This window comes from Massilia sp. NBRC 108631, assembly GCF_059704565.1.
The window spans coordinates 17,041-41,267 of sequence record NZ_BAAKJE010000056.1; the positions used below are offsets into that span (position 1 = coordinate 17,041).

Below are 24,227 nucleotides of genomic sequence, written 5' to 3' on the forward strand. Positions count from 1 at the left end.
TTGTTGTTGAAATGAGTATGGTGAGCGCCGAATTATTTGTACAATATATTCTTGAGTACCGATTGATATCGAGGGAATATGGATCTGCGCCTGCTCCGCTACTTCACCGTCCTGGCCGAGGAACTGCACTTCGGCCGCGCCGCCACCCGGCTGCACATGTCGCAGCCGCCGCTCAGCCAGCAAATCAAGCTGCTCGAGACGGAACTGGGCACGCCGCTGTTTACCCGCACGCAGCGGCGGGTGGAACTGACGGCGGCCGGTGTGGCGCTGAAGGGACAGGCGGCGCTGGTATTCGCGCAGATGGAGCGCGCGGTGGACCTGACGCGGCAGGCGGGACGCGGCCACTGGGGTACGCTGGAAATCGGGATGATCAGTTCATTGATGGTGGGCCTGCTGCCGCAGGCGCTGCGCATCTTCCAGGACCGCTACCCGGACGTGAAATGGACGCTGCACGAGCTGCAGCCGGCGGCGCAGCAGGCGGCGCTGAAGGAGCGCAGGCTGGACCTGTGCTTCTACCGCATGGGGCCGAACGACCCGGAGCTGACCAGCGAGCCGCTGTCGAGCGAGGCAATCGCGGTGGTGCTGCCGCAGCAGCACCGGCTGGCAAAGCGCACCCGGGTGGCGCTGAAGGACCTGGCCGAGGAGCGCTTCATTTCATTCAAGCTGGACCAGTCGCGCTTTGCGGCCTACCTGTACCAGAGCTGCATCGAAGCGGGCTTTACGCCGCACGTATACCAGCAGGTGGTGGAGGTGCAGACCCTGCTTAGCCTGGTACGCGCGGGCCTGGGCATCGGCCTGCTGCCCGCCTCGACCGGGCAGTTCGGGCACGCGGGCGTGGTGTACCGCACGCTGGCGCAGCCGGCGCCGGGCACCACGCTGTATGCCACCTACCGCAAGGACGATCCCTCGCCCGTGCTGCAGGTCTTCCTCAACATCATGCGCGAGATGATAGAGGTGCCGGACCGGTAGCGTTGCGCCGGCCATACCGCCCGGCGCCGAACAGCAGCGCCAGTCCGGCCAGCAGCATCGCATACTGCTCCGGCTCGGGTATCGGCACCAGCACGTAGCTGGTGGCCTGGACCACCACGGCGCCGGTCACGCTTGCGCCTTGCGATGCCGCTGCGGCGAACAGCGTGAAATCCCTTTCCCCTTGGTCGCCGGCCAGCTCCGATTCGTCCCAGCCGGCGGCGCCGCTCGGGTAGCCGTTCAGCGTCACGGCCAGGCGGGCGCGCGCTCCGGGTGCGCCGAGCAGGCCGGAACTGGCCTGGTGTCCGTCCTGGAAGAAGGACACTTGCGTAAAGGGCGACAGAGTGAATGAGAACTCCCGCTTGCCGTACGCCAGCACCGGCGTTCCCTCGCTGTACACGGCAGCTTCGATGCCAGCCGGCAGGCTCCAGGCGGCAGACGTATTGCCGCCGCGCTCCCAGTAAAGGGGCGCGCCGGTATCGTCGGTTTCGCCTTCCCAGTCCGCGCCTTCCACCAACGGACGGCCGTGCCACGCGATGCTCTGGTATGCCGGCGAACCGGCCGGCGGCGCCAGCGTGATACTGGGCGCGATGCCGTCCAGCGGCGCCAGGTCGGTGAGCGTGTAGCGCCAGGGCGTCAGGCTGACGGAAGCGCTGCTTTGCGCCGCTGCACCGCCGGCGGCCAGCGCCAGTGCGGCCGCAAGCCCGGGAGCCTGCAGACGTAAGCGCTTGGCCCGCCTGCCCTGTTGCCGCAGCCCCCCTTTCCGTGGCCCGTCCAGCCGGCGCCGCAGCGCCAGCCCTGCCACTACCGCCAGCCCGGCCAGCAGCATGGCGGCGCTGCCCGGCTCGGGCACCGGCGAGGCGACCGCCGAGGTGACAACCCTGGCGCTGGTGTACATCGACAGATAGCCGTCGGCCCCCGCGCTGCCGCTGCCGGACCGCAGCTCGCCGTACAGCAGCCCCTCGCTGGCTGACGGCGGCGCGGCGCCATTGCCCACCAGCCAGCTATAGAAGCCGCCGCTGCTGCCGGGGACGCCCACGTCTACAAGATCGCCGCTCATGCCCGCCTGGGACAAGGCCTCGCCCCCCAGCCCCAGCACCGCATCGACCCGCGTCAATGCGCGGAAGATGACGGCGGTGGCAGGCGAAAGGTGAAACCGGGCGGACCAGTCGCTGCTCGCAAGGAACGAGGTGCCGCCCACGGTGGCATCGACCGTGCTGGACAGGGCGTCGCCGCCGACGGAACTGGAAAGGACTGCTCCGGCGTCGTTACGACCCACGCTGCCATGGCCGTATATCTCATCGGCGTCGATTATGCCGTCCCGCACCAGGCTGTAATAGGCGTGCTGGGATTGCGACAGGAAAGCAAAGCTCGGGCTAACGCCGTCGGCCAGGTCCAGGTCGATCAACTGTATCGTAAAGCCGCTGATCTCGGCCTTGGCGCGGTCGGCCCTGGCTTGAGTCATGGAAAGGCTGGTAACGGCCAGTAAGGCGCCAACCACCAGCGTCTTAGTGCATTTCAGATTAATCATAATGTCCCCTGATAAATCATTTATGAACGCAACAAATTGACCCGCAAAACATGGAGGTCAATTAAATCACGATCTTAAATTGGGGACCGCTCAGCTGGCTCGGACAGCGCCTCGCTCACGCGGCGGCTAGCCAGGATAGCGCCTGCGCCGGCAGCTCGCCCCCACTATGCCCAGCCCTGCCAGCAGCATCGCGTAGCTTCCAGGCTCGGGCACGGCCGGCAAAGGGGTGGGCCAGGCGAAGGCCAATGCATCCAGCGAGATAATGCCGCTTGCCTGCTCGCCCTTCGAGGCGAGCGAGCCGAACAACACAAAGTCGCGGCTGCCAGGCACGGTCAGCGTCATGCTATCGACCGTGAACCCGTCGGCATGCGTGGAATCCAGCCGGGCCCGCATGGAGGCAGAGACCTGCACCGTGGTTGCGTCGTCCCAGTCAGCGCTGGCGCGGCCGTCCAGATACAGCTGGAGCGCTGTATTCGGCGACAAACTGAATTCATAGTTGCGCTCCCCGCTTGCACTGGCACGCGGGCCTGTCGTGTGCACCGCCAGCGCCATGCCTGAGGCGGAACTGACCGCCGAGGCACTGCCGCCCGGGCCCGTCCAGCTCAACGGCAGCGAGCCCCACGTCTGCTCGGAGCCGGATTGGTACAGGATGTTGCTGCGATAACTGAGACCATTGCTCAGTTCGGAAATCACGATGCTGGGTGAAATGCCATCCTGTGGCGCCAGATCAATCAGCGCATAGCGCCATGCGGACAAATCCACCATCCCGCCTCCTGCCGCCGTTGCGTTTCCGCCTACCAAGGTCATGGTGGCCAGCAGCGCCGCCCCGCTCACCCGCCTCGCGCGGCGCTGCCGCAGCGCTACGGCAGCCAAAAGCGCCAGCCCTGCCGCCAGCATCGCGCCGGTGCCAGGCTCGGGCACCGGCGGCATGGCCTCGACCGACGCGTACGCTGCCGACCAGAGGGACACCGAGCCCGCTGCCTCGCTGGCGCCACTATGCAGCTCCCCGAACAAAACGCCTTCGGCGTAATCGCTGGGCAGCGCAAAACTGGTCGACAGCCGATCGCCGAAGCCTGGTCCCCCGGTAAGCCGGCCCTCCATGCTGGCCTGTCCTTGCGCAATATGGCCGCCCTCCAATGCCGAGCCTACCTCTGCCCACGCCGTAAAAATGACCGCGGTGTTCGGCGACAGTATGAAATCGCCACGCCAGCTGCTGCTTGCCTGGAACCATAAATCGGCGCCCGGCGCGTAGGCCTGGGTGGCCAGACCGGCGGCCGATACCGTGCTGCTGACGCTGCCGCCCCCATATTCCCGTCCAACGGAACCGAATCCGGAGATGAACTCCGTCGCATCGGCTCCCCTGCCTGACACAGCATAGCCAGCCTGGGCGACATCCCCTTGGGCTTGACTGAACGTAATAGAAGGAACGATGCCGTCCGACAAATTCAGATCGATGATCTCCATTTTGAACTTGTTTAATTCTGATTTTGCGGTAGCAGCATGAACATTTACTACTGACAAACAGGAAAAGCCCAATATCAGCATCAACCCGACCAGCTTTTTCGCTTTCATATTAATACCCTTATAATTAATTTTATTAAAATAAAATTAATTAAATCACAAACTGGCATGCCAAGCGCCGGCAGCCAGCTCAACCGTGCGTGGCGCGCTGGCCATCGAGCTTGAACACGCTGACGGCGCGGGCCAGGCCCTGGGCGCGCTCACTCAGCGCATCGGCGGCGGCGGCGGCTTGCTCCACCAGCGCCACGTTCTGCTGCGTCAGGCCATCGATCTGCGCAATGGCGGCATGGATCTGCTCCAGGCCGGTGCTCTGCTCCAGGCTGGCCTGCGTAATTTCGCTCATGATGCCGGCCACGCGCTGGATGCTGGCGACGATGTCCTGCATCGTGGCGCCAGCCTGGTCCACCAGCCTGGCGCCGCTGCCGACCTTGCCGACCGAGTCGCCGATCAGGGCCTTGATCTCCTGCGCGGCGGCTGCGGAACGCTGGGCCAAATTGCGCACTTCGGCCGCCACCACCGCGAAGCCGCGCCCGTCCTCGCCGGCCCGCGCCGCTTCCACGGCCGCGTTCAGCGCCAGGATGTTGGTCTGGAAGGCGATGCCGTCGATGACGGCGATGATGTCCACGATCCTGCGCGAGGACTCGTTGATCGAGCCCATGGTATCGACCACCTGGGCTACCGCCTCGCCGCCCCGCGCCGCCACCTCTGAGGCGCGGCGCGCCAGCTGGTCGGCCTGGCGCGCGTTGTCCGTGTTTTGCCGCACCGCGCCGGTCAGCGTCTGCATGGCGCCGGCCGTTTGCTGCAGCGAGGCCGCCTGCACTTCGGTGCGCGAGGACAGGTCGTTGTTGCCGCCGGCGATTTCGGCGGCGGTCCGCCGCACCTCCTCGCTGGCGGCGCGGATGTGCAGCAGCACGCTGCCGATCTTGCCGGCGAAACGGTTGAAGGCGCGCGCGATCGCCGCCAGCTCGTCGCTGCCGCTTTCATCCAGGCGGCGCGTCACGTCGCCTTCACCGTCGGCAATGCCGATCAGCGCATCGCGCACTTGCTGCAGGCGGCGCAGCATGCGGCTGATGAGCAGCGGCAGCAGCATGGACGCGGCGGCGGCAGCGAGCAGCGAGGCGGCGGCCGAGCTGCGCAGCAGCGCGTCGAGATCCTGCGCAGCGTCCGCGCGGTCCAGCACCAGCACCAGGGTCCAGCCGGTACCGCGAATGGCGGCGGCGTGCAGCAGCGTATCGCGTCCGCCGAGGCGGGCGGACACGCCGCCGGCGCGCCCCGGCATGCCGGGTTCCAGGCCGGCGCCCAGTGCCGCCAGCGGGCGCATGGCCAGGCTGGCGTCCGGATGGGCGATCAGGCGGCCGTCGCTGTCGGCCAGAAAGGCATAGCTGTTGGGTGTGGGATGGAGCGCGCGCACCTGGCGCACCACGGCCGTGAGCGCCACGTCCGCCGCCAGCACGGCTTGCAAGGCCTGGCCGCGCGCATCGCCGCCACCAGGCAACAGCGCCGCTTCGGCGAAAGTGACCACCAGCTGGCCGCGTCCCGCGTCCACGTAGGGCGCGGTGACGATGGGCGCGCCCGCCGCCACCGGCAGCTGGTACCAGGGCCGCGCGGTGGGATCGTAGCCGGGCGGCGCGGCTTCATCGCGCGACGAGGCGAGGCGCTTGTCCGCGTAGCCTATGTAAGCGTTGTCGAAGCCGCCGGCCAGCGCGGCGGCCTTCAGCACCGGCACGGGGTCGGCGCTCGCGGCAGCGGCGCGCAGGGATGCCACGATGGCGCGGCGCGAGCCGACCCATTCGCCGATGCCGGCCGCCTGGCTTGCAGCCAGCTGGCGCATCTGATTGTCCAGCGACGCGGCCATGCGGCTGCGGGTGGTGAAATAGTTGGCGGCCACCACGGCCAGCATGGCCAGCACGACGATGGACACGCACAGGCCGATCAGCCGGCCGCGCAGGGTAGCGAACATGGGAAATTGGGGAAAGTTGAGCGCTGCCCCTGCCGCTGTCGGCAACGGAGGCAGGGGCAGCGCGGGGGGGGGGGCTACTTCTTAGGCGGCATGCCGAATACCGGCTTGCCCAGCAGTTCGGTGGACACCGTGTAAATGCCGTGGTTCGAGAACACCCACACCAGGTTGCGGTCCCACTCTACGAAGATGCTGTGAACCGGGTTGGGCAGCGCACGGATGGAGAGCGTCTGGCCATCGGTGGTCTTCTTCCCGGCATCGACCATCTTCGGCACGAAGTAGCCCGCAATGACCGGTTTCAGCGGGTCTTTCACGTCAAAGATCTGCAGGCCGGCGTTGTAGTACGAGTACGGCATGTAGCGCGGGCTCGGCGTGCCCGGCTGGATCGCCGTGTAGCCGCTACGCTTCGGACCGAAGCTGCCGCGCCGCTGGCAGTAGTCGGTAAACGGCGCTTCCTTCGGCGGAGTCGGCGTCGGCAGCACGTTGACGATCTTCGGCCGCAGCGGGTCGCGCACGTCGATCGAGTAGATCGCCTTCAGCGGCTCGTAGCAGTCCTCGGACATCGGGTAGCCGCTGTAGTAGACCATGCCGGTCGATTCCACCTTGGTCACGTCGATGTTGTCGCCCTCGGTGCCGGTCACGCTCACCGGCATGTCGATATGCGCCACCTGCTTCATGTTCTTCGGATCGGAAATATCGATCACGTAGAAACCGAAGCCGCCCATTGCCGCGTAACCGTACTTGCCGCCCTGCTCCACCGGCTTGGGAATGAACAGCGGCATGCGCGCGCCCATCCACGAAGTCTTGTTGCCGGCGCGCGGGTTCTTCTTATATTCCTCTTCCTCGCCCACGCGGGAACCCGGCGCCCACCACATCGACAGGCGTTTCGGCTTGGCGGGGTCGGACACGTCGTACACCAGCTGCGCACCGGCGTGCAGATAAGTCTTGTACTCGGTGTTGGCGAAGCTGTTGTCCGGCGCGCCGGCCACGAACAGGTATTGATCGCCGTTATACACCGGCACGTCCTGGCAGCCGGAGCCTTCCTGCACCGGATCCTTGGCCGAGTGGCTTTCGTCCAGCGCGGTCTCGGACAGCAGCTTCCAGTCGGTCCACTGCGGGCTGGTCACCTCGTAGATGCGGAAGCCGCGCAGCATCGGTTTCTTGCGCGCGTTCTCCACCTGCTCGGGATTGGTGTACTTGTTCCAGATCAGGCCGTAGCGCGAAATCTCGTAGCACTGCACCGCGATCATCTTGTTCAGTTTCTTGTTGAACTTCACGTTGAAGGGGCCGAACTGGTGCTCGCCTTCCTTGGTCTTGAAGGTCTTCTTCTGCACCACCTTTACGTTCTTCGGATCGGTGATGTCGAACAGGTTGTACATCCAGGTCTCGTAGTCGTACAGATAGCGCCGGCCTTCCCAGTCCAGTGTGGCCTGCCAGCTGTGGCCGGCGCCCGCCACCTCGGGAATGAAGCCTTCCAGCTTCACGTTCTTGGCGTACTGGTTCTGGTCCAGGTAGCTCAGGCTGCCCGCCACCGGGTGCGCGCCGTATACGTCCGGCGTCATGTCCGGGCTCTTGAACTTGCCGGTCTTTTCATCGTAGCCCCATGAGCCGGGCGCCGGCAGCGGCGGTTCGCCGGGCAGCAGCTTGATCTCCTTGGTGTTCGGGCCGGGTGCGTCCGGCGCGTTCAGGTTGGCGCCGCTGCGCGGCTGCTGGGCCAGTACGCTGCCGGCAACGGCGGCGGCGCACAGGGTGATGGTCAGGCGGGGCAAAAACTTCGTCTTCATAGCGTGGGCTTTCTATTCAGGTTAGTCGGAGATCAGAACGAGTGGCGCAGGCCCACTTGCGTACCGCGTTCGGGGTTGGCGCTGCCGTTGTAGTTGAAGGTGAGCGGGTACGGCACTTTCGGATTGCCCTTGGTGATGACGCGGCCATGGTTGATATACACGTCGGTGCGCTTGGAGAAGCGGTAGTTGTAGCCGGCCAGGAAGCTGTTGGCGTCGGTCAGGTCCCTGCCCACGTCGTCGTGGCGGCGCACCACGCTGATGTAGGCGCCGTGCGGGCCGCCGCTCTTCCAGCGCGCGCCCACTTGCATGTCCCAGCCCCGGGTCTGGAAGCCCACGTAGGGCGGATAGGCGTAGTAGCCGTTGTAGGTGTGGTAAATGAAGGTCGGCTCCACGCTGCCGAAGCGGTAAGTGGCGGAAAGGTAGTTGTCGCGCGAGCTTTCCATCTTCGGGCTGGCGATGTTCCTGATGTCCTTGTGGTCGGACACGAAGCCCAGGTACAGCGGACCGCTGCGGTACTCCACGCCGGTGCTGATGACACGGCCGTTGTGGTCCGCCGTTTCCTGCCCGGTGGTGACCATGAAGCGGCCCTTGAAACCGCCGAGTACCGGCGTGTTGTAGGAGATGGCATTGCTTTCGCGCCACGGGGCGTAGAAATACTGGTTGTTGCTCACCCGGCTGTAGTCGCCCGACCAGCTGGGGTCGGCGTAACCGACGATCCAGTAGGACGGCGTGTTCTGGCGGCCCAGCGCAAACTGGCCCCATTTGCCGCGCATGCCCACGTAGGTTTCGCGCGGGGTCGGGCCGCCGCCGGTGTCGGCCGCCAGCTGCATCTGGTGCAGGAAGAAGGCCTGGTTGCCGTCCCCCAGGTCCTCCGTCGCGCTGAACTCCAGGCGCGAGTTGCTCAAGCCGCCGCTGGAAACGCGCGTCACGCTTTCCTTGGGCGTGGACAGCCGCTCCACGTTGATGTCGATGACGCCCGATATCGTCACGTTGCTGGCCTCGGCCCGCTGCGCGCCGGCCGCCATGGCGGACAGCGCCGCCAGTACTGCCACTCCCGTTGCTTTCAGTTGCATCTTTGTCTCCTCGTTTTATATTTTGTATCAAGGGCAAGCTAAAAAACTCACGTCACTGCTTTTTTGGTCAAGAATTTCTCCTGGTTCCACTCTCCACTGGCCATGATCTGTTGCAGGGTGTCCACCGTGTGATGGACGTCGATATAGCGCACATACAGCGGCGCGAAGCCGAAGCGCAGGATGTCGGGCATGCGGAAGTCGCCGGTGATGCCGCGCGCGATCAGCGCCTGCACGATGGCGTAGCCTTGCGGATGGGTGAGCGCCACCTGGCTGCCGCGCTGGTTGCAGTCGCGCGGCGAACCGATGCCAAAGCCGTACTCGGACAGCCGCTCGTCCACCAGGCGGATGAACAGGTCGCCCAGCGCCTTGCTCTTGTTGCGCAGCTGCTGCATGTCGATGCCGCTGAAGACATCCAGCGCCGCGTCCAGCGCCAGCATGGACAACAGCGGCGGCGTGCCGCACTGCATGCGGTTGATGCCGGGCGCGGGCTGGTACTGCTGCACGAAGTCGAACGGTTTCTGGTGGCCGTGCCAGCCGGACAGCGGCTGGCGCACCTGCTCCAGATGGCGCCGCGCGGCGTACACGAAGGCCGGTGCGCCGGGGCCGCCGTTCAGATATTTGTAGCCGCAGCCGACCGCGAAGTCGGCGTTGACCTCGTCCAGCTCCACGTGCAGCGCGCCGGCGCTGTGCGCCAGGTCCCAGATCACCAGCGCGCCCACGGCCTGCGCCTTGCGGGTCAGCGCGGCCATGTCGTAGACGGCGCCGCTGCGGTAGTTCACGTGGGTCAGCATCAGCACGGCCACACTGTCGTCCAGCGCGTCTGCGATGGCCGAGGCGTCCGAATCCACGTAACGGATCTCGCTGCCGAACAGCTCCGCCACGCCCTGGGCGATATACAGGTCGGTGGGGAAGTTGCCCTTTTCGGTGAGGATCACCGTGCGGCCGCTGTTGATGCGCAGCGCGGCGGCCAGCGCCTTGAACAGGTTCACGGAGGTGGAGTCGCCCACCATCACTTCGTCGGCGCCGGCGCCGATCAGCGGCGCTACCTTGGCCGCCACGCGCTGCGGCAGGTCGATCCAGCCGGCGTCGTTCCAGGAGCGGATCAGGCCCTGGCCCCATTCCCTGGCCACGGCTTCCTGCATGCGGGCCGGCAGGCTGGCGGGCATGGCGCCCAGGGAATTGCCGTCCAGGTAAACCTCGCCCTCCGGCAGGGTGAACTTGCTGCGGTACGCGGCCAGCTGGTCGCGGGCATCGAGGTCGATGCAGTCTTGCTTGGTCAATTTCATTACAGTTGCTCCTATCGATGAATCTAGTATGCAGAGGTGTTGCAATAAGCGAAAATGAATAATTCGGCTCCAGCTATTCCAGTTCTTTATTCCAGAACGGGGCGTGCAAGGGCCGCCGCAAGGCTGCGGCCAAGGCGCGGCTGGAGCAGGGATCAGCGCTTGCGGTAGCGCAGGTAATACAGGGCGCTCAGGGCCAGCATGAAGGGCACGCCGGTGAGCAAGGTCATTTCAAACTCGCGGGTGAAGGCGGTGGTTGCCATAATGGCCAGCATCAGCGCCGCACCCAGCAAGGTGAGCCAGGGGAAGGCCCACATGCGGAAGGCCAGCCTGGGCTGCCCTTCCCTGCCCCAGCGGCGCCGGAAGCAGTAGTGGGTGACGAAGATCATCAGCCAGGTGAACATGGCGCCAAACATGGAGATGGCCATCATCAGCATGAAGGAGCCCTTCGGATACAGCACGCTGAGCGCCGCCGCGATGGCGATGCCGGCGCACGACAGCGACAGCGCCGCTACCGGCACGCCGCGCTTGCTCAGGCGCCCGAAGCGCTCCGGCGCCTGGCCTGCGCGCGACAGGCTGAACATGGTGCGGGTGGTGATGTACAGCTGGCTGTTCATGGCCGACAGCGCCGCCACCAGGATCACGAAGTTGATCAGTCCCGCCGCGCCGGGCACGTGCAGCGCTTCCATCGCCATCACGAAGGGACTGTGGCCGTTGCCCGCCGCCGTCCACGGCACGATGGCCAGCATCAGGCCCAGCGTGAGCATGTAGAACACCACCAGGCGCAGCATGGCCGCCTTGAACGCCCCGGTGATGGCGCGCTGCGGGTCTTTCGCCTCGCCGGCCGCCACCGCCACCATCTCGATGCCGAGGTAGCTGAAGATGGAGACGATCACCCCGGTCCACATGCCGGCGCCGCCGTTGGGGAAGAAGCCCTGGTGCTGCAGGTAGTTCTTGAAGCCGATCGGCCCCGCCGCCGGCGCCGCGTACACCAGCCAGGAGCCGATGACGATGAAGGCGACGATGGCGGCGATCTTGATGGTCGAGAACAGGTACTCGACGTTGCCGAACACGTCCACGCTCATGGCGTTGACGAACACCAGCGCGGCCGAAAACAGCGCGATCCACATCCACGCCGGCGTGCCGGGGAACCAGTACTGCATGTACAGCGCCACCGCCGTGACCTCCGTGCCCACCGCCAGCACGATGGAGGCCCAGTAGGCATAGCGCACCGCGAAGCCGGCCCAGGGGCTGACATAGTGCTCGGCGTAGGCGCCGAAGGAGCCGGCGGTGGGGTGGGCCACGGTCATCTCGGCCAGGCAGCCGATCAGCAGGATGGCGATCAGCGCGCCGATGGCGTAGCTGACCAGCACACTGGGACCGGCAAAGCCGATGGCGAAACCGCTGCCGAGGAACAGGCCGGTGCCGATGGCGCCGCCGATGGCGATCATCGACATCTGGCCGCTGGTCAGGCCGCGCTGCAAACCGTCCTCGCGCGCGGCGATCGCGGCGAAGCCGCTGTCAGGGTGTGTCATGTGTGTCTCCAGTTGGCCGCTTGGCGCAGGGTGCGCGCGGCTCTTGTGGGGTGTAGGGTCAGATGCCGAAGAACTCGCTGGCGTTGCCGCCCAGGAGCCTGGCCCTGCGCTGCGCGCTGAAATCGGAATCGCGTATCAGCTTGCCGACCTCCTGCTCGCCCAAGGGATAGGGGTAGTCCGAGCCGAGCATCACGCGCTGCTCGCCCATCACGTCCACCAGCAGGCCCAGGGCGCGCTGGTCGAACACGGCCGAGTCCACGTAGAAGCGCTTGACGTAGGACGACGGCGGCTGCGGGCAGTTTTCGCGCACGATGTCGCGCTGGTGCCAGGCGTTTTCCACGCGGCCCAGCAGGAAGGCGAAGCTGCCGCCGCCGTGGGCGAAGCAGATCTTCAGCGACTCGGGCAAGCGCTCGAAGGCGCCGGACATGATCAGCGACAGGATGCCCAGCTGGGTCTCGGCCGGCATGGCCACCAGCCAGGGCAGCATCCATTTCTTCATGCGCGCGTCGCCGCCCATCATGTCCCACGGGTGCACCAGCAGCGGAATGCCATCGTGCGCGCAATGGGCGAGGAAGCGCAGCAAGCCCTCGTCGTCCAGGTCCAGGTTGCCCAGGTGGTTGCCGATCTGGACCCCCACATGGCCGTTGGCCTTGGCGCGGCTCGCTTCGCGGCAGGCCGCGTCGATGTCCTGCAGCGGCACCTGCGCCAGCGCCTTGAGCCGCTGCGGATTGTGCGCACACAGCTCCAGCGCGTAGTCGTTCATGCGCTCGGCCCACGGCAGCGCCAGGCCGATCGGGTAGCTGTAGCCGAACATCACGGGCGTGGCGCACATCAGCTGGACGTCCACGCCGGAGCGGTCCATTTCCTCGACCCGGCGCGCCGGGTCCCACAGCGCCGAATACACCGGCCGGAAGGGCTGGTCGCCGGTCATGATCATGCCGTGGCCGTTGTCCTCCACGCGCAGCCAGGGCGCCTTGTGCTTGTCCAGCGCGGCCGCTTCGGCTTGCGTGATGGGCGGGAAGAAGTGGCTGTGGATGTCGATTACCTGGTTCGCTTGCGTCATTTGGCCCCCAGCTTGCCGGGGTGGACTTCGCCGCACTGCGGGCATACGCGCAGGCTGGCGTCGCCGTAGAAGCGCTCGAACAGCGGCGGCAGGTCCTTGACGATGCTCTGCAGCTGCGTCTCCGCGCGGTGCACCAGGTGGTTGCACGACAGGCAGTACCACTCGAAGGCGTCCAGCATGCCCTGCGGCCGCTGGCGTTCGATCACCAGGCACAGGCTGCCCGCCTCGGGGCGCTGCGGCGAATGGCGCACATGCGGCGGCAGCAGGAAGATGTCGCCTTCTTTCAGCTCGATGCGCTCGATTCGGCCGCCGTCCATGATGTTCAGGTAGGCGTTGCCCTTGAACTGGTAGAAGAACTCCTCCAGCGGATCGTCATGGTAGTCGGTGCGCTGGTTGGGGCCGCCGACCACGGTGACGATGAAGTCCGCGTCCTGCCACACTTGCTGGTTGCCGACGGGAGGCTTGAGCAGGTGCGCGTGCTCCGCGATCCACTGCTGGAAATTGAATGGTTTGCCGTATTTGTACATGGTTGCGTCCATTATGCAGGCTTGTAGGCGATGGCTTTGATTTCGATCAGCAGGTGCGGGTGCGGCAGCTGGTGCACCGCCACCGTGGTGCGGGTGGGGCCGTCGTAGTCGAAGTACTCGCCGTAGATATCGTTATAGCCGCCGAAATCGTTCATGTTGACCAGGAAGGTGCTGATTTCGACGATGTCGTCCAGCCCTGCCCCGGCGCTGGCCAGGATGTCGCGCATGTTCTCGATCACCGCGCGGGTCTGCACGCGGATGTCGAGCCGGGTGGTGCCCATGGCGTCCACTTCCACGCCGGCCAGGCTATTGTCGGGCCGGCGCGAACTGGTGCCGGACACGAACAGGAAATCGCCTGCGCGCTTCAGGTGCGGGAACTTGCCGCGCGGGCGCGCCTTGCCCTCGACCAGGTGTGCCTGGGTGGCGGTGCCGTGATTCGTGCCATGGCTCATGCTGCGCCTCCGGTCGAGAATTCCGCGCGGCCAAGGCCGCCGATTTCCACGCTTACGTGCAGCGCGGGCGCCAGCGCCTCGGCCGCCGTGGCGGCGCCTGCCATGATCAGCGAACCGGCGGGCAGCGTCAAGCCAGCGGCGCTGGCCAGGCGGCTGGCCTGCACCACGCTGCGCAGCGGGTTGCCCAGGATGGCGCCGGTGCTGCCCATGGCCACCGGACGGCCGTTAAAGCGCATCGTGACGCCCCGGTTGGCCAGGTTGCCCACATCCGGCGAGAACTCGCCCACCACCACGCCGGCCGACGAGCAGTTGTCCGCGACCACGTCTTCCAGGTTGAACTTGAAATTGCGGAAGCGCGAATCGATGATTTCCATGGCCGGCGCCACCCCGGCCAGATAGCCTGCGGCCTCCAGCAAGGTCAGCGGCCGGTCGATGGCGCGGCTGGTGAGAAAGCACAGCTCCGGCTCCACGCGCGGGTGGATGAAGTGCTCCAGCGGCACCGTGGCGCCCTCCTCGTACAGCATGGCGTCCGTCAGCAGGCCCCAGATCAGGCTGTCCACCCCCATCTGCACCATCTTCGCGCGGCTGGTAAAGCCCAGCTTCACGCCCACCGGCTGTTCGCCGCGCCCGTGGCGCAGCGCGATGGAGGCACGCTGGATCTCGTAAGCCTGTGCCAGCGTGAAGCCGTGCACCGGCGCCAGCGGGTCGGTCTCCCGGCGCAGGCGGGCAGCATCGTCCAGCGTGGCAGCCAGCCCGGCGACCAGGCCGGCGCGCACGCCCTGCCAGTCCGCGCCGCGCAGCATTTCTGCCGCGCCGCTCATGCCGCCACCTCCTGGCCGCCACGGCGCAGCAGGTCCAGCGCGACATCCACGATCATGTCCTCCTGCCCGCCCACCATGCGGCGCTTGCCCAGCTCCACCAGGATGTCGATGGCCGGTACGCCGTAGCGCGCGGCAGCCGCCTCGGCGTGGCGCAGGAAACTCGAATACACGCCGGCATAGCCCAGCGCCAGGGTTTCGCGGTCCACCCGCACCGGGCGGTCCTGCAGCGGGCGCACCAGGTCGTCGGCCGCGTTCATCAGCGCGAACAAGTCGGTGCCATGCTGCCAGCCCATGCGGTCCACGGCGGCGATGAACACTTCCAGCGGCGCGTTGCCGGCGCCCGCGCCCATGCCGGCCAGCGAGGCGTCGATCCGGTCGCAGCCGTTTTCCAGCGCCACGATGGAGTTGGCCACGCCCAGCGACAGGTTGTGGTGGGCGTGCATGCCGGTCTGGGTTTCGGGGCGCAGCGTGTCCTTGAAGGCCCAGAAGCGCTCTGCCACGTCGGTCATCGACAGCGCGCCGCCGGAATCGACCACGTACACGCACTGCGCACCGTAAGACTCCATCAGCTTGGCCTGGCGCGCCAGCGCCTGCGGCGTGGTCATGTGCGACATCATCAGGAAGCCCACGGTATCCATGCCCAGCTTGCGCGCATGCTCGATGTGCTGGCGCGAGATGTCGGCCTCGGTGCAGTGGGTGGCAATGCGCACGATGCGCGCGCCGGCGCTGTAGGCAGCGTCCAGGTCGTGCACGGTACCGATGCCGGGCAGCAGCAGCGTGGCGATGCGGGCGTGCTGCAGGACATCGGCCACCGCTTCTATCCATTCCAGGTCGGTGTGGGCGCCGAAGCCGTAGTTGAAGCTGGAGCCGCGCAGGCCGTCGCCGTGGGCGATTTCTATGCTGTCCACCCTGGCCGCGTCCAGCGCCCTGGCGATGGCGACCGCCTGCTCCAGCGAATACTGGTGGCGGATGGCATGCATGCCGTCGCGCAGGGTCACGTCGGAGACGTAGATCTTGCCGTCTTTGCGGTTGTTATTGCTCATGTCTGCTCCTTTACTGCGCCAGCGCGCTGGCGGCAATCTGCTCGGCCGTGGCCAGCGCCGCCGACGTCATGATGTCCAGGTTGCCCGCGTAGGCCGGCAGGTAGTGCGCCGCGCCTTCCACTTCGATAAATACCGACACCTTCAAGCCGTGCATCATGCCGATGCCGGGGATATTCAGCGGGCGCGTGGCCGGAATGCGCTCGAACTGCACCTGCTGCTTCAGGCGGTAGCCGGGTACGTAGGCGTTCACACGCCGCACCATGGCCTCTACCGAGGCGCGCACATCGTCCTCGCTGGCGGCGGCGTCGGCCAGGCAGAACACGGTGTCGCGCATCATCAGCGGCGGCTCGGCAGGATTGAGCACGATGATGGCCTTGCCCTGCTCCGCGCCGCCCACCGAGACGATGGCGCGGGAAGTGGTTTCCGTGAACTCGTCGATATTGGCGCGCGTGCCCGGACCGGCCGATTTGCTGGCAATGGACGCCACGATCTCGGCATAATGCACCTTCGCCACCTGCGACACGGCGCGCACGATGGGGATGGTGGCCTGGCCGCCGCAGGTGACCATGTTCAGGTTGGGACTGTGCAGGTGCTGTTCCAGGTTCACCACCGGCACCACATAGGGGCCGATGGCGGCGGGCGTGAGGTCGATCACGCGCACGCCGTGCCATTGCAGCAGGCGGTTGTGCTCCGCGTGGGCGCCGGCCGACGTGGCGTCGAAGGCCAGCTTGATCTTGTCGAAGCCGGGCAGCGCGGCCAGGCCCGCCACGCCCTCGTGGGTGATGGGCACGCCCAGGCGCGCCGCGCGGGCCAGGCCGTCCGATTCGGGGTCGATGCCGGCCATGGCCCCCATTTTCAAGTGCTTGGCATTGCGCAGTACCTTGATCATCAGGTCGGTGCCGATATTGCCGGAGCCGATGATGGCCACCGGCCAGCGCCGGTCGTCCAGTTGTGTGTTTTCCATGAGTGACATGAGTGTCTCCAGTTGCATTTTTTAGCTGCCGAACGCGGCGCGCACGCTGCCGAGTCCTTCGATATTCGCTTCGAACACGTCGCCGGCCTGCGCCACGCACATCGGACCCAGCGCGCCGGTCATCACGATGTCGCCCGCCTGCAGCGGGCTCCCGAGGCGGGCCATGGTGTCGGCCAGCCAGATCGCCGCACGCAGCGGATTGCCCAGGCAGGCGGCGCCCGCACCGACCGACACCTGCTCGCCGCGCCGCTCCATCACCATGCCGCAGCCGGCAACGTCGAAGGCGTCCAGCTTCACCGGCCGGGAACCCAGCACGAACAAGCCGCTGGAGGCGTTGTCGGCGATGGTGTCGGCCAGCTTGATGTCCCAGTTGGCGATGCGGCTGCCGACGATTTCGATCGACGGCAAGGCATAGGCCGTGGCGCGCAGGATGTCGGCCACCGTATTGCGCTCATGCGGCAGCGAACGCTCCAGCACCAGCGCGATTTCCGCTTCCACCTTGGGCTGCAGCACGCGGCCCGGGGCCACTTCCTCGCCGTCGCAAAGCGCCATGTCGGCGAACAGCATGCCGAAATCCGGCTGGTCGACGCCCAGCTGCTTCTGCACCGCCAGCGAGGTCAGGCCGATCTTGCGTCCCACCAGGCGCCGGCCGCGCACCAGCCAGCGGTCCGTGTTCAGTTTCTGCACCGCGTACGCCGCTTCCACGCCACCGTCGCCGAGCAGCGCGCGCACCGGCTGGCATGGCTCGCCGTACTGGTGCGCGTCCCAGAGCAGGTCCGCCGCCTGTTGTATGTTCGCGCTCATGCCCGCCCCGCCTGCACGAAAGTGAACTCGATTTCCACCGAGGCGCCCAGCGGCAGCGCGCTCACGCCGATGGAAGTGCGCGCCGGAGGGATGGTGTCGGCAGTGAACACGGCTTCCCAGGCGGCGTTGATCTCGCCGAACAGGTCCAGCCGGGTGGTGTAGATGCGGGCAATGAGCAGCTCGTCCAGCGACACGCCGTAGTCCGGCAGCGCGCGCTGCAGGCTGCGCAGGATGGCGGCGGCTTCGGCGCCCGGCCCGCCGGACACCAGTTCGCCGCTGGCCGAGTCCAGCGCGATCATGCCGGACAGCTGGACGGTGCCGCCGATGCGCACGCAAGGGCTGTAGCGGAAGCGCGGCGCCGCGATGGCGGGCGATTGCACGGTGATGCGATTCATGTGGGACCTCACAGTTTGATGCAGATGTTGGCAACATCCGAATAGAAATCGAGCGAATAGCGGCCGCCCTCGCGGCCCAGGCCGGACAGCTTGACGCCGCCGAACGGCGTGCGCAGGTCGCGCAGGTACCAGGTGTTGACCCACACCAGGCCGACGTGAATGCGGCGCGCCGCGCGGTGCGCGCGCGACAGGCTGGTGGTCCACAGCGCGCAGGCCAGGCCGTAGTCGCTGGCGTTCACGCGCTGCACCACTTCTTCCTCCGTGTCGAACGGAGCGATGTGGCACACCGGGCCGAAAATCTCTTCCGTCACGCAGCGTGCGCTGTCAGGCAGGCCGGTCCAGACGGTAGGCTGCACGTAGGCGCCCCGGTCGCGCGCGTCGCCGAAATGCGGCACACCGCCGCCCGCCACCACGGTGGCGCCCTCCTGCAGCGCCAGGCGGTAGTAGCCCAGCACCTTGTCGCGGTGGCCGTGCGAGATCAGCGGGCCCATGTCCACCCCTTCGTCGCCCGGATAGCCGATCTTCAGCGCATCCACCCGGGCCTTGATGGCGGCGACAAAGCGCTCGAAGATGGGCCGCTGGACGTAGACGCGCTCGGAGCACAGGCACACCTGGCCGGAATTGGTGAAGGAGGAGCGCATCACGCCCGCCACGGCCGCGTCGAAGTCGGCGTCGGCAAACACCACGGCAGCGTTCTTGCCGCCCAGCTCAAAGGACACCTCCTTCACGCCGTCCGCCACCGCCTTCATGATGGTGCTGCCGGTGCGCGACTCGCCGGTGAAGGTGATGGCGTCGATACCGGCGCTCTGCGTGAGGAACTGGCCGGCCGAATCGGCGCCGAAGCCGTGCACCAGGTTGAACACGCCGCGCGGCACCCCGGCGCCGTGCATCACCTCGGCCAGCAGCGTCGCAGTGGACGGCGATTCTTCGGACGGCTTGGCCACCACCGCGTTGCCGCAGGCGAGCGCCGGCGCCACTTTCCAGGTCAGCAGCAGCAGCAGCGGCAGGTTCCATGGCGCGATGATGCCGACCACGCCGAGCGGCTTGCGCACCGTGTAATTCAGCGCGCCGGCGCCGTCGGCGGTGGCCATCTCGAAGGCGTCCGTGTTGGCGCCGGCGGCCAGGTCGGCGAAGGTGCGGAAGTTGGCGATGCCGCGTGCGATGTCGAGCTGGCGCGCCTGCTCGACCGGGCGGCCGGTGTCGGCCACTTCGGCGGCCACGAATTCGTCGAAACGGGCGGCGATGCCGTCAGCCACCTTGTGCAGCATGGCGGCGCGCTGCTGCACGCTCATGGCGCCCCAAGGCCCTTGCAGGGCGCGGCGCGCGGCAGCGACAGCCGCTTCCACGGTGGCACGGTCCGCTTCGCAGACCCGGTTAATCAGGCTGCCGTCGACCGGATTGATGTTGTCGAAGGTGGCCGCGCTGCCGGCGAATTCACCGTCGACATAGTTGCGCAGCAGTGCTGGCGATGCAGGTTTCAAGTCGGTCTCCTATGTTCTCGTGTACAACTTGGAAACGAGTATAAGAAGACCTGGCAATAAAATATAATGAATAATTATGCTCTGGACATGCCTAATTTTGATATCAGAGCCTGTGGCTGATCCTGCAATCGAGCGCGGCTGACCAGGCGCGCGCCCGGCCAGGGGTGCCTTAGAGCTCTGCGGCGGCCTGCGTCAGGCAGGCGATGAAGCGCGCGGCGGCCGGCGTGCTGGCGCGGTCTTCGCGCACCGAGTAGCCGATGCGGCCGAAGGCGCCGATGTCGCCCATCTCCAGGATCGCCAGCAGCTTCAGTTGCGCGAAGTGCTGCGCCACGGCGCGCGGCATCAGGTTGATGGCCTGCATGGCCTGCATCAAGCCGATATTGGTCAGCAGCGACAGCGACTCCACGATATTGCCCGGCATGGCCAGTCCGGCGTCCGAAAACAGGCGCTCGGCGGTGATGCGCGCCGGCGACTCCATCGGCGGCAGCAGCCAGGGCCAGGCCATCAGTTCGCGCAGGTCGATGCTGGTGCGCTGCGCCAGCGGGTGCTCGCTCCACACCACCGCGCACAGCGCCTCCTTGAACAGTTCCGCGTGGTGGAAGCTGTACATGCGCGCCAGCGGCAAGTCCGCTTCCGGCAGCCGGCCCACCACCAGGTCCAGCTCCCCGGTAGCCAGCGCCGGGAACAGGCGGTCCAGCGGGCCTTCCCGCACCGTCACCAGGATGCCTGGCCGCTCGGCCTTCAGCTTTGAGATGGCCAGCGGCAGCAGCCGCGCCGAGGCGGAGATCAGCGTGCCGACCACCACGTGGCCGGAGTCGCCGCTGCGGAACGCGTTCAACTCGTCGGTCAGGTAGCGCAGCTCGGCGATCACGGACTTCACGCGCGCCCCCAGCAGGGTGGCGTAGCAAGTCGGCACCACGCCGCGGTTGGTGCGCTCGAACAGCTCCACGCCCAGGTCGCCTTCCAGTTCCTGGATGGCCTTGGTGACGGCGGGCTGGGTGAGGTTCAGCTCCTTGGCCGCGCGCGCAATCGAGTGCGAGGCCAGCACGCGGTCGAAGATCAGCAAGGGCTTGAGCTTCAGGCGGCGCAGCATGCCGTCGGCCAGCGGCATGTTCGGCCGCGACAAGTCCGTTGCAGGCGGCTGGCGGTCGTCAGCTTCCATGGCCTGCCTGGCGTTCGCGTATCACTTCCAGCACGTGCACGCTGAGGCGGTTGGCGTGGTTGCGCATGGCGAGGTAGGCGCGCTCCGCGTCCGAGGCCAGGATCGCATTGACGATGGCCTCGTGCTCATCGTGCGACTGCGCCAGGCGCCGCTCCACCCCGCCCTGCGCGGCGCGGAACTGGTTCAGCTTGGCGCGCAGCTTGTCGATGCTCTCGGCCAGGCTGCGGTTGTGCGCCCCGGTGCAGATCAGCTGGTGGAACTTGGCGTTGATCTCCAGGTAGCCGTCCTCGTCGCCGTGCTCCATGCACTCCACGCCCTGCAAATGGAACAGCTCGAGCTGCTTCTTCTGCACCGCGCTCATGCGCTCGGCGCTGATACGGCAGCACAGCGCCTCCAGCTCGCCGAGCGCCTCCAGCGTATCAGCCAGCTCCTCCAGGCTGATGCTGACCACGATGCCGCCCTTGCGCGGCCGCAGTTCGATCAGGCCGGCGTTGGCCAGTTCGCGGAATGCCTGCCGCACCGGCGTGCGCGACACCTTGAAGCGCTCGGAAATGGCGTTTTCCTCCAGGCTCGCACCCGGTTCCACGGCGCCGTTGATGATTTCGTCTGCAAGGATGCGATAAAGCCGCATCGAAATGGTTTCCATGGTTCTCTGATCTTGTTGTTTTGGTGAATATCGTCCGCCCCACACTATATCGCGAACAGGCGGTTCAGGGCAGCCAGTCCTTTGAACTCAAGCGCGTTGCCGGACGGGTCGCAGAAGAACATGGTGGACTGTTCGCCGGGCTGGCCAACAAAGCGCACGTGCGGCTCTACCACGAAGCTCAGGCTCGCGGCGCGGGCGCGTTCGGCCAGCGCGTTCCAGTGCGGCATGTCGAGCACGATGCCGAAGTGCGGAATCGGCACGGCATCGCCGTCCACCTGGCCGCTGCCGGCGGCCGGCTGCAGATCCGGCTTCAAGTGCAGCGAGAGCTGGTGGCCCATGCAGTCGAAATCGACCCAGCGTTCGGTGCTGCGGCCTTCGGTAAAACCGAGTACGCCGCCGTAGAAGGCGCGCGCCTCGTCCAGGTCGCGCACGAAGAAGGCCAGGTGGAAGGGAAACAGGGCTTGCATATTCATCCTTTCAAAACAACGATACCAGCATCCGGGTGCCGACCAGCAGCAACAGGCATGCGAACAGTTTCTTCAGCTTGGCCACCGGCAGCGCGTGCGCCATGCGCGCGCCCAGCGGCGCGGTCAGCATGCTGGCGACGGCGATGGCGGCCAGCGCGGGCAGGTAGACAAAGCCCAGGCTGTGCTCGGGCAGCGCCGCCACGCGCCAGCCGTTGAGCACATAACCCGCCACGCCGGCGGCGGCGATGGGGAAGCCCAGCGCGGCCGAGGTGCCGATCACGGTATGCAGCGGTACATTACACCATGTCATGAAGGGCACGGACAAGGTGCCGCCGCCTATGCCGACGAAGCTCGACACCACGCCGATGGCGCCGCCCGAGGCCAGCATGCCGCCTGTTGCTGGCAGCTGCCGGCTGGGTTTGGGCTTGATGTTCAGCAGCATCTGCGCCGCGACGAAGTAGGCGAAGCAAACGAAGATCAGCTTCAGCACCTTGGTGGACATGCCGGCCGCCAGCCAGACGCCCGCCAGTGTGCCGGCGACGATGCCGGGCGTGAGCCGCCGCACCACCATCCAGTCCACCGCGCCGCGCTTGTGGTGCGAGCGCAGGCTGGCCACCGAGGTGAACAGGATGGACGCCATTGAGGTGCCCAGCGCCAGGTGCAGCGTGTACTCGGGCGGAAAATGATGGGCGGTGTAGACGAAGGTGAGCACCGGCACGATGACAGTGCCGCCGCCGACGCCAAGCAGCCCGGCCAGTACGCCGGCGCAGGCGCCGAGCGCGATGTATAAGAGGATGTCCATGGTTTCTATAAAAAGGTGCAGGCCTGGCCGATATCCAGCCTTGGGCTGCGGGGGAACAGTCCGGCGGGGTCGCCGTAGCCCAGGTTGCAAACGAAATTGACCTTGAGGCGGCCGTCCGGGAAGAACTCGCGGTTGACGGCCGCCGCATCGAAGCCGGACAGCGGACCGCAGTCCAGGCCGAGCGCGCGCGCAGCCAGTATCAGCCAGGCCCCCTGCAGGCTGCTGTTGCGGAAGGCAGTGGCTTCGGCCAGCGCCGCACTGGCTTCGAACATGGCGCCTGCGCCGGGGCTGTGCGGGAACAGCTGCGGCAGGTGTTCGTAAAAGCGCGTGTCGTAGGCGATTACCGCCGCCACGGGCGCGCTGCGCACCTTTTCCACGTTACCGGGGCTAAGTGCCGGCAGCAGGCGCGCCTTGGCCTCGTCCGTGCGCAGGAACAGGAAGCGCGCCGGGCAGCCATTCACGCTGGTGGGACAGAGCTTGGCCAGCTGGTACAGCTGCACCAGCAGCGCGTCGTCAACCGCGCGCGGCAGCCAGGCGTTGTGCGAGCGTGCATGGCGGAACAGCAGGTCCAGGGCGTCTTCCGCCACCCGGCTTGGCGCGGCGGTCATGCGCCCTCCCCGGCTTGCGGCTTGTAGGCCACCACCGTCAACTCCACCACCATGTGCGGATGCGGCAGCTGGTGCACGGCCACCGTGGTGCGCGCGGCGCGGCCGTTGAAGTGTTCGGCGTAGATGGCGTTATAGGCCTGGAAGTCCGCCATGTCGGTCAGGTAAGCCGTCACCGCCACGCAATCGGAAAGGCGGGCGCCCGCCTGCGCCAGCGCCGCCTCCACCTTGGCGATCACGACGCGGGTCTGGTGCGCCGCGTCGAACACCACGCCGCCTTGCGGCAAATGGCGCACGCCGGCAATGCTGCCGTCGGCTTGGCGCGCGCTCATGCCCGAGACATGGATGAAGTCTCCCGCGCGGCAATATGCCGGGTAGCGTCCCAGCGGCGCGATGCGCTGCACGGCCGCGCTCACGGCTGCTCCAGCGCGGCCATGGCGAAGCCGGCGGCCGCCAGCTCGGCCCGCAGCGACGCCTGCTGCTGCGCACTCAGCGGCGACAGCGGCGGACGCTGCACCTGCCACTGCTGCTGGCCGCGCCCATGGCCAATGGCCCATTTCAGCGCAGCGATCATCGGGTACTTCTGGAAGATCTGCCGGATGCGGTCCACCTGCTGCTGCGCCGCTGCGGCGCCCGGCGCCGCCCAATTGGCGCACAGCGCCGAGATGGCGGCCGGATTGACGTTGATGGTGGCGGAGATGCAGCCGGCAGCACCCAGCGGCATGGCACGGGCGAGGAAGCTCTCGGAAGCGGGAAAGATGGACAGCTGCGGGAAATTGCGCAGCATGGCTTCGATGTTGGCCCAGTCGCCATTGCTGTCTTTCACGCCCGCGATCTGATCCGGGTAATGCCTGGCCAGGCGCTCGATCAGGCCCAGGCTGATCGGCACGCCCGAGAAGGCGGGAATGTGGTACAGGAACAGGCGCAGGTTCGCATCGGCCACCCGCTCGATCAGTTCCGAGTAGTAGGCGAACAGGCCGTCGTCGCTCACGCCCTTGTAGAAAAATGGCGGCAGCACCAGCACGCCGGCGCAGCCGTGCAGCAGCGCATGGCGGCTGAGCGCCACGGTATCCGGCAGCGCGCAGCCGCCGGTGCCGGGCAAGGTGCGGGACAAGTCGATGCCGCGCCCGCTCAGGCGGTCCAGCAGCATCATGCGTTCTGCCAGCGACAGCGAGTTGGCCTCGCTGTTGGTGCCGAAGATGGCCAGTCCCGCACCGTGCCGCTGCAGCCAGAGGCAGTGCGCGGCGTAGGCGTCGAAGTCGACTTCCAGGCTGGGTGTGAAAGGGGTGACGGCGGGCGCGAAGGCGCCGCTCAGCCGTGGTGCTGCCATGGTGAT

At 66.9% G+C, this 24,227-nt stretch carries 24 protein-coding genes; 1 reads left to right on the top strand and 23 read right to left on the bottom strand.

The window, feature by feature from the left end; translation table 11 throughout:
- The first annotated feature begins 78 nt into the window (after positions 1–78).
- Positions 79–969 (top strand): LysR family transcriptional regulator, encoded by an 891-nt coding sequence (locus tag AC6H42_RS06410; RefSeq protein ID WP_057157098.1) that lies wholly within the window; start codon positions 79–81, stop codon positions 967–969.
- On the opposite strand, the gene AC6H42_RS06415 is transcribed toward AC6H42_RS06410, so the two are convergent.
- The 23 genes from AC6H42_RS06415 to AC6H42_RS06525 form a co-directional block, all read right to left on the bottom strand.
- Positions 935–2,431: a PEP-CTERM sorting domain-containing protein gene (locus tag AC6H42_RS06415; protein WP_497547645.1), complete on the bottom strand. Its 1,497-nt coding sequence runs from the start codon at positions 2,429–2,431 to the stop codon at positions 935–937. The two genes, AC6H42_RS06410 and AC6H42_RS06415, sit on opposite strands and share 35 nt — an antisense overlap.
- A 192-nt stretch (positions 2,432–2,623) precedes the next feature.
- The gene (locus tag AC6H42_RS06420; protein WP_497547646.1) at positions 2,624–4,069 is read right to left on the bottom strand and encodes a PEP-CTERM sorting domain-containing protein; all 1,446 of its coding nucleotides are present in this window, start codon (positions 4,067–4,069) and stop codon (positions 2,624–2,626) included.
- Between the two features lie 79 nt (positions 4,070–4,148).
- On the bottom strand, positions 4,149–5,978 hold the full coding sequence (locus tag AC6H42_RS06425) for a methyl-accepting chemotaxis protein (RefSeq protein WP_497547648.1): 1,830 nt from the start codon (positions 5,976–5,978) through the stop codon (positions 4,149–4,151).
- Between the two features lie 74 nt (positions 5,979–6,052).
- On the bottom strand, positions 6,053–7,759 hold the full coding sequence (locus tag AC6H42_RS06430) for an LVIVD repeat-containing protein (protein ID WP_057157094.1): 1,707 nt from the start codon (positions 7,757–7,759) through the stop codon (positions 6,053–6,055).
- Between the two features lie 32 nt (positions 7,760–7,791).
- Complete coding sequence (locus tag AC6H42_RS06435; protein ID WP_497547649.1) at positions 7,792–8,832, bottom strand: porin; 1,041 nt, start codon at positions 8,830–8,832, stop codon at positions 7,792–7,794.
- 47 nt (positions 8,833–8,879) lie between these two features.
- A complete protein-coding gene (gene kynU / locus AC6H42_RS06440; RefSeq protein WP_497547650.1) occupies positions 8,880–10,118 on the bottom strand; it encodes a kynureninase in 1,239 nt (412 codons plus the stop codon).
- A 152-nt stretch (positions 10,119–10,270) separates the two neighbouring features.
- Positions 10,271–11,650, bottom strand: a complete 1,380-nt coding sequence (locus AC6H42_RS06445) for an amino acid permease (RefSeq protein WP_057157091.1) — start codon at positions 11,648–11,650, stop codon at positions 10,271–10,273.
- A 58-nt stretch (positions 11,651–11,708) separates the two neighbouring features.
- On the bottom strand, positions 11,709–12,713 hold the full coding sequence (locus AC6H42_RS06450) for an amidohydrolase family protein (RefSeq protein WP_057157090.1): 1,005 nt from the start codon (positions 12,711–12,713) through the stop codon (positions 11,709–11,711).
- Complete coding sequence (locus AC6H42_RS06455; protein WP_497547661.1) at positions 12,710–13,240, bottom strand: 3-hydroxyanthranilate 3,4-dioxygenase; 531 nt, start codon at positions 13,238–13,240, stop codon at positions 12,710–12,712. The genes AC6H42_RS06450 and AC6H42_RS06455 overlap by 4 nt, the downstream gene beginning before the upstream one ends.
- Before the next feature lie 11 nt (positions 13,241–13,251).
- Positions 13,252–13,692 carry a RidA family protein gene (locus tag AC6H42_RS06460; RefSeq protein WP_057157089.1) on the bottom strand — a complete coding sequence of 147 codons (441 nt, stop codon included), beginning with the start codon at positions 13,690–13,692 and terminating at the stop codon, positions 13,252–13,254.
- A complete protein-coding gene (locus AC6H42_RS06465; protein WP_057157340.1) occupies positions 13,689–14,495 on the bottom strand; it encodes a 2-keto-4-pentenoate hydratase in 807 nt (268 codons plus the stop codon). Before AC6H42_RS06465 ends, AC6H42_RS06460 begins: the two co-directional genes overlap by 4 nt.
- A gap of 14 nt (positions 14,496–14,509) precedes the next feature.
- A complete protein-coding gene (dmpG, locus tag AC6H42_RS06470) occupies positions 14,510–15,556 on the bottom strand; it encodes a 4-hydroxy-2-oxovalerate aldolase (protein WP_056391062.1) in 1,047 nt (348 codons plus the stop codon).
- A gap of 10 nt (positions 15,557–15,566) precedes the next feature.
- Positions 15,567–16,529, bottom strand: a complete 963-nt coding sequence (locus AC6H42_RS06475; RefSeq protein WP_307188295.1) for an acetaldehyde dehydrogenase (acetylating) — start codon at positions 16,527–16,529, stop codon at positions 15,567–15,569.
- Positions 16,530–16,550: 21 nt separating this feature from the next.
- The gene (locus tag AC6H42_RS06480) at positions 16,551–17,333 is read right to left on the bottom strand and encodes a 2-keto-4-pentenoate hydratase (protein WP_057157087.1); all 783 of its coding nucleotides are present in this window, start codon (positions 17,331–17,333) and stop codon (positions 16,551–16,553) included.
- The gene (locus AC6H42_RS06485; RefSeq protein WP_057157086.1) at positions 17,330–17,728 is read right to left on the bottom strand and encodes a RidA family protein; all 399 of its coding nucleotides are present in this window, start codon (positions 17,726–17,728) and stop codon (positions 17,330–17,332) included. The genes AC6H42_RS06480 and AC6H42_RS06485 overlap by 4 nt, the downstream gene beginning before the upstream one ends.
- Before the next feature lie 8 nt (positions 17,729–17,736).
- Positions 17,737–19,209 (bottom strand): 2-hydroxymuconic semialdehyde dehydrogenase, encoded by a 1,473-nt coding sequence (locus tag AC6H42_RS06490; protein WP_497547651.1) that lies wholly within the window; start codon positions 19,207–19,209, stop codon positions 17,737–17,739.
- A 169-nt stretch (positions 19,210–19,378) separates the two neighbouring features.
- On the bottom strand, positions 19,379–20,371 hold the full coding sequence (locus tag AC6H42_RS06495; protein WP_057157084.1) for a LysR substrate-binding domain-containing protein: 993 nt from the start codon (positions 20,369–20,371) through the stop codon (positions 19,379–19,381).
- On the bottom strand, positions 20,361–21,017 hold the full coding sequence (locus AC6H42_RS06500; RefSeq protein WP_057157083.1) for a GntR family transcriptional regulator: 657 nt from the start codon (positions 21,015–21,017) through the stop codon (positions 20,361–20,363). The genes AC6H42_RS06495 and AC6H42_RS06500 overlap by 11 nt, the downstream gene beginning before the upstream one ends.
- Positions 21,018–21,061: 44 nt before the next feature.
- Positions 21,062–21,484 (bottom strand): VOC family protein, encoded by a 423-nt coding sequence (locus AC6H42_RS06505; protein WP_497547652.1) that lies wholly within the window; start codon positions 21,482–21,484, stop codon positions 21,062–21,064.
- A 10-nt stretch (positions 21,485–21,494) separates the two neighbouring features.
- Entirely contained in the window at positions 21,495–22,286 is a 792-nt protein-coding gene (locus tag AC6H42_RS06510; protein ID WP_057157082.1) for a sulfite exporter TauE/SafE family protein, read from the bottom strand.
- Positions 22,287–22,291: 5 nt separating this feature from the next.
- Positions 22,292–22,894 carry a malonic semialdehyde reductase gene (locus tag AC6H42_RS06515; protein WP_057157081.1) on the bottom strand — a complete coding sequence of 201 codons (603 nt, stop codon included), beginning with the start codon at positions 22,892–22,894 and terminating at the stop codon, positions 22,292–22,294.
- Complete coding sequence (locus AC6H42_RS06520; RefSeq protein WP_057157080.1) at positions 22,891–23,307, bottom strand: RidA family protein; 417 nt, start codon at positions 23,305–23,307, stop codon at positions 22,891–22,893. Before AC6H42_RS06520 ends, AC6H42_RS06515 begins: the two co-directional genes overlap by 4 nt.
- Positions 23,304–24,221: a dihydrodipicolinate synthase family protein gene (locus AC6H42_RS06525; RefSeq protein ID WP_497547653.1), complete on the bottom strand. Its 918-nt coding sequence runs from the start codon at positions 24,219–24,221 to the stop codon at positions 23,304–23,306. Before AC6H42_RS06525 ends, AC6H42_RS06520 begins: the two co-directional genes overlap by 4 nt.
- Positions 24,222–24,227 lie beyond the last annotated feature (6 nt).

Bases quoted from the DNA above. Each gene is read 5' to 3' on its own strand.
- AC6H42_RS06410 (WP_057157098.1), top strand. From the start codon at position 79: ATGGATCTGCGCCTGCTCCGCTACTTCACCGTCCTGGCCGAGGAACTG.
- AC6H42_RS06460 (WP_057157089.1), bottom strand. From the start codon at position 13,692: ATGAGCCATGGCACGAATCACGGCACCGCCACCCAGGCACACCTGGTC.
- AC6H42_RS06485 (WP_057157086.1), bottom strand. From the start codon at position 17,728: ATGAATCGCATCACCGTGCAATCGCCCGCCATCGCGGCGCCGCGCTTC.
- dmpG (WP_056391062.1), bottom strand. From the start codon at position 15,556: ATGAGCAATAACAACCGCAAAGACGGCAAGATCTACGTCTCCGACGTG.
- AC6H42_RS06425 (WP_497547648.1), bottom strand. From the start codon at position 5,978: ATGTTCGCTACCCTGCGCGGCCGGCTGATCGGCCTGTGCGTGTCCATC.
- AC6H42_RS06515 (WP_057157081.1), bottom strand. From the start codon at position 22,894: ATGACCGCCGCGCCAAGCCGGGTGGCGGAAGACGCCCTGGACCTGCTG.
- AC6H42_RS06505 (WP_497547652.1), bottom strand. From the start codon at position 21,484: ATGCAAGCCCTGTTTCCCTTCCACCTGGCCTTCTTCGTGCGCGACCTG.
- AC6H42_RS06420 (WP_497547646.1), bottom strand. From the start codon at position 4,069: ATGAAAGCGAAAAAGCTGGTCGGGTTGATGCTGATATTGGGCTTTTCC.
- AC6H42_RS06455 (WP_497547661.1), bottom strand. From the start codon at position 13,240: ATGTACAAATACGGCAAACCATTCAATTTCCAGCAGTGGATCGCGGAG.
- AC6H42_RS06415 (WP_497547645.1), bottom strand. From the start codon at position 2,431: ATGACTCAAGCCAGGGCCGACCGCGCCAAGGCCGAGATCAGCGGCTTT.
- AC6H42_RS06510 (WP_057157082.1), bottom strand. From the start codon at position 22,286: ATGGACATCCTCTTATACATCGCGCTCGGCGCCTGCGCCGGCGTACTG.
- AC6H42_RS06475 (WP_307188295.1), bottom strand. From the start codon at position 16,529: ATGTCACTCATGGAAAACACACAACTGGACGACCGGCGCTGGCCGGTG.
- AC6H42_RS06500 (WP_057157083.1), bottom strand. From the start codon at position 21,017: ATGGAAACCATTTCGATGCGGCTTTATCGCATCCTTGCAGACGAAATC.
- AC6H42_RS06435 (WP_497547649.1), bottom strand. From the start codon at position 8,832: ATGCAACTGAAAGCAACGGGAGTGGCAGTACTGGCGGCGCTGTCCGCC.
- AC6H42_RS06465 (WP_057157340.1), bottom strand. From the start codon at position 14,495: ATGCTGCGCGGCGCGGACTGGCAGGGCGTGCGCGCCGGCCTGGTCGCC.
- AC6H42_RS06450 (WP_057157090.1), bottom strand. From the start codon at position 12,713: ATGACGCAAGCGAACCAGGTAATCGACATCCACAGCCACTTCTTCCCG.
- AC6H42_RS06495 (WP_057157084.1), bottom strand. From the start codon at position 20,371: ATGGAAGCTGACGACCGCCAGCCGCCTGCAACGGACTTGTCGCGGCCG.
- kynU (WP_497547650.1), bottom strand. From the start codon at position 10,118: ATGAAATTGACCAAGCAAGACTGCATCGACCTCGATGCCCGCGACCAG.
- AC6H42_RS06480 (WP_057157087.1), bottom strand. From the start codon at position 17,333: ATGAGCGCGAACATACAACAGGCGGCGGACCTGCTCTGGGACGCGCAC.
- AC6H42_RS06430 (WP_057157094.1), bottom strand. From the start codon at position 7,759: ATGAAGACGAAGTTTTTGCCCCGCCTGACCATCACCCTGTGCGCCGCC.
- AC6H42_RS06445 (WP_057157091.1), bottom strand. From the start codon at position 11,650: ATGACACACCCTGACAGCGGCTTCGCCGCGATCGCCGCGCGCGAGGAC.
- AC6H42_RS06525 (WP_497547653.1), bottom strand. From the start codon at position 24,221: ATGGCAGCACCACGGCTGAGCGGCGCCTTCGCGCCCGCCGTCACCCCT.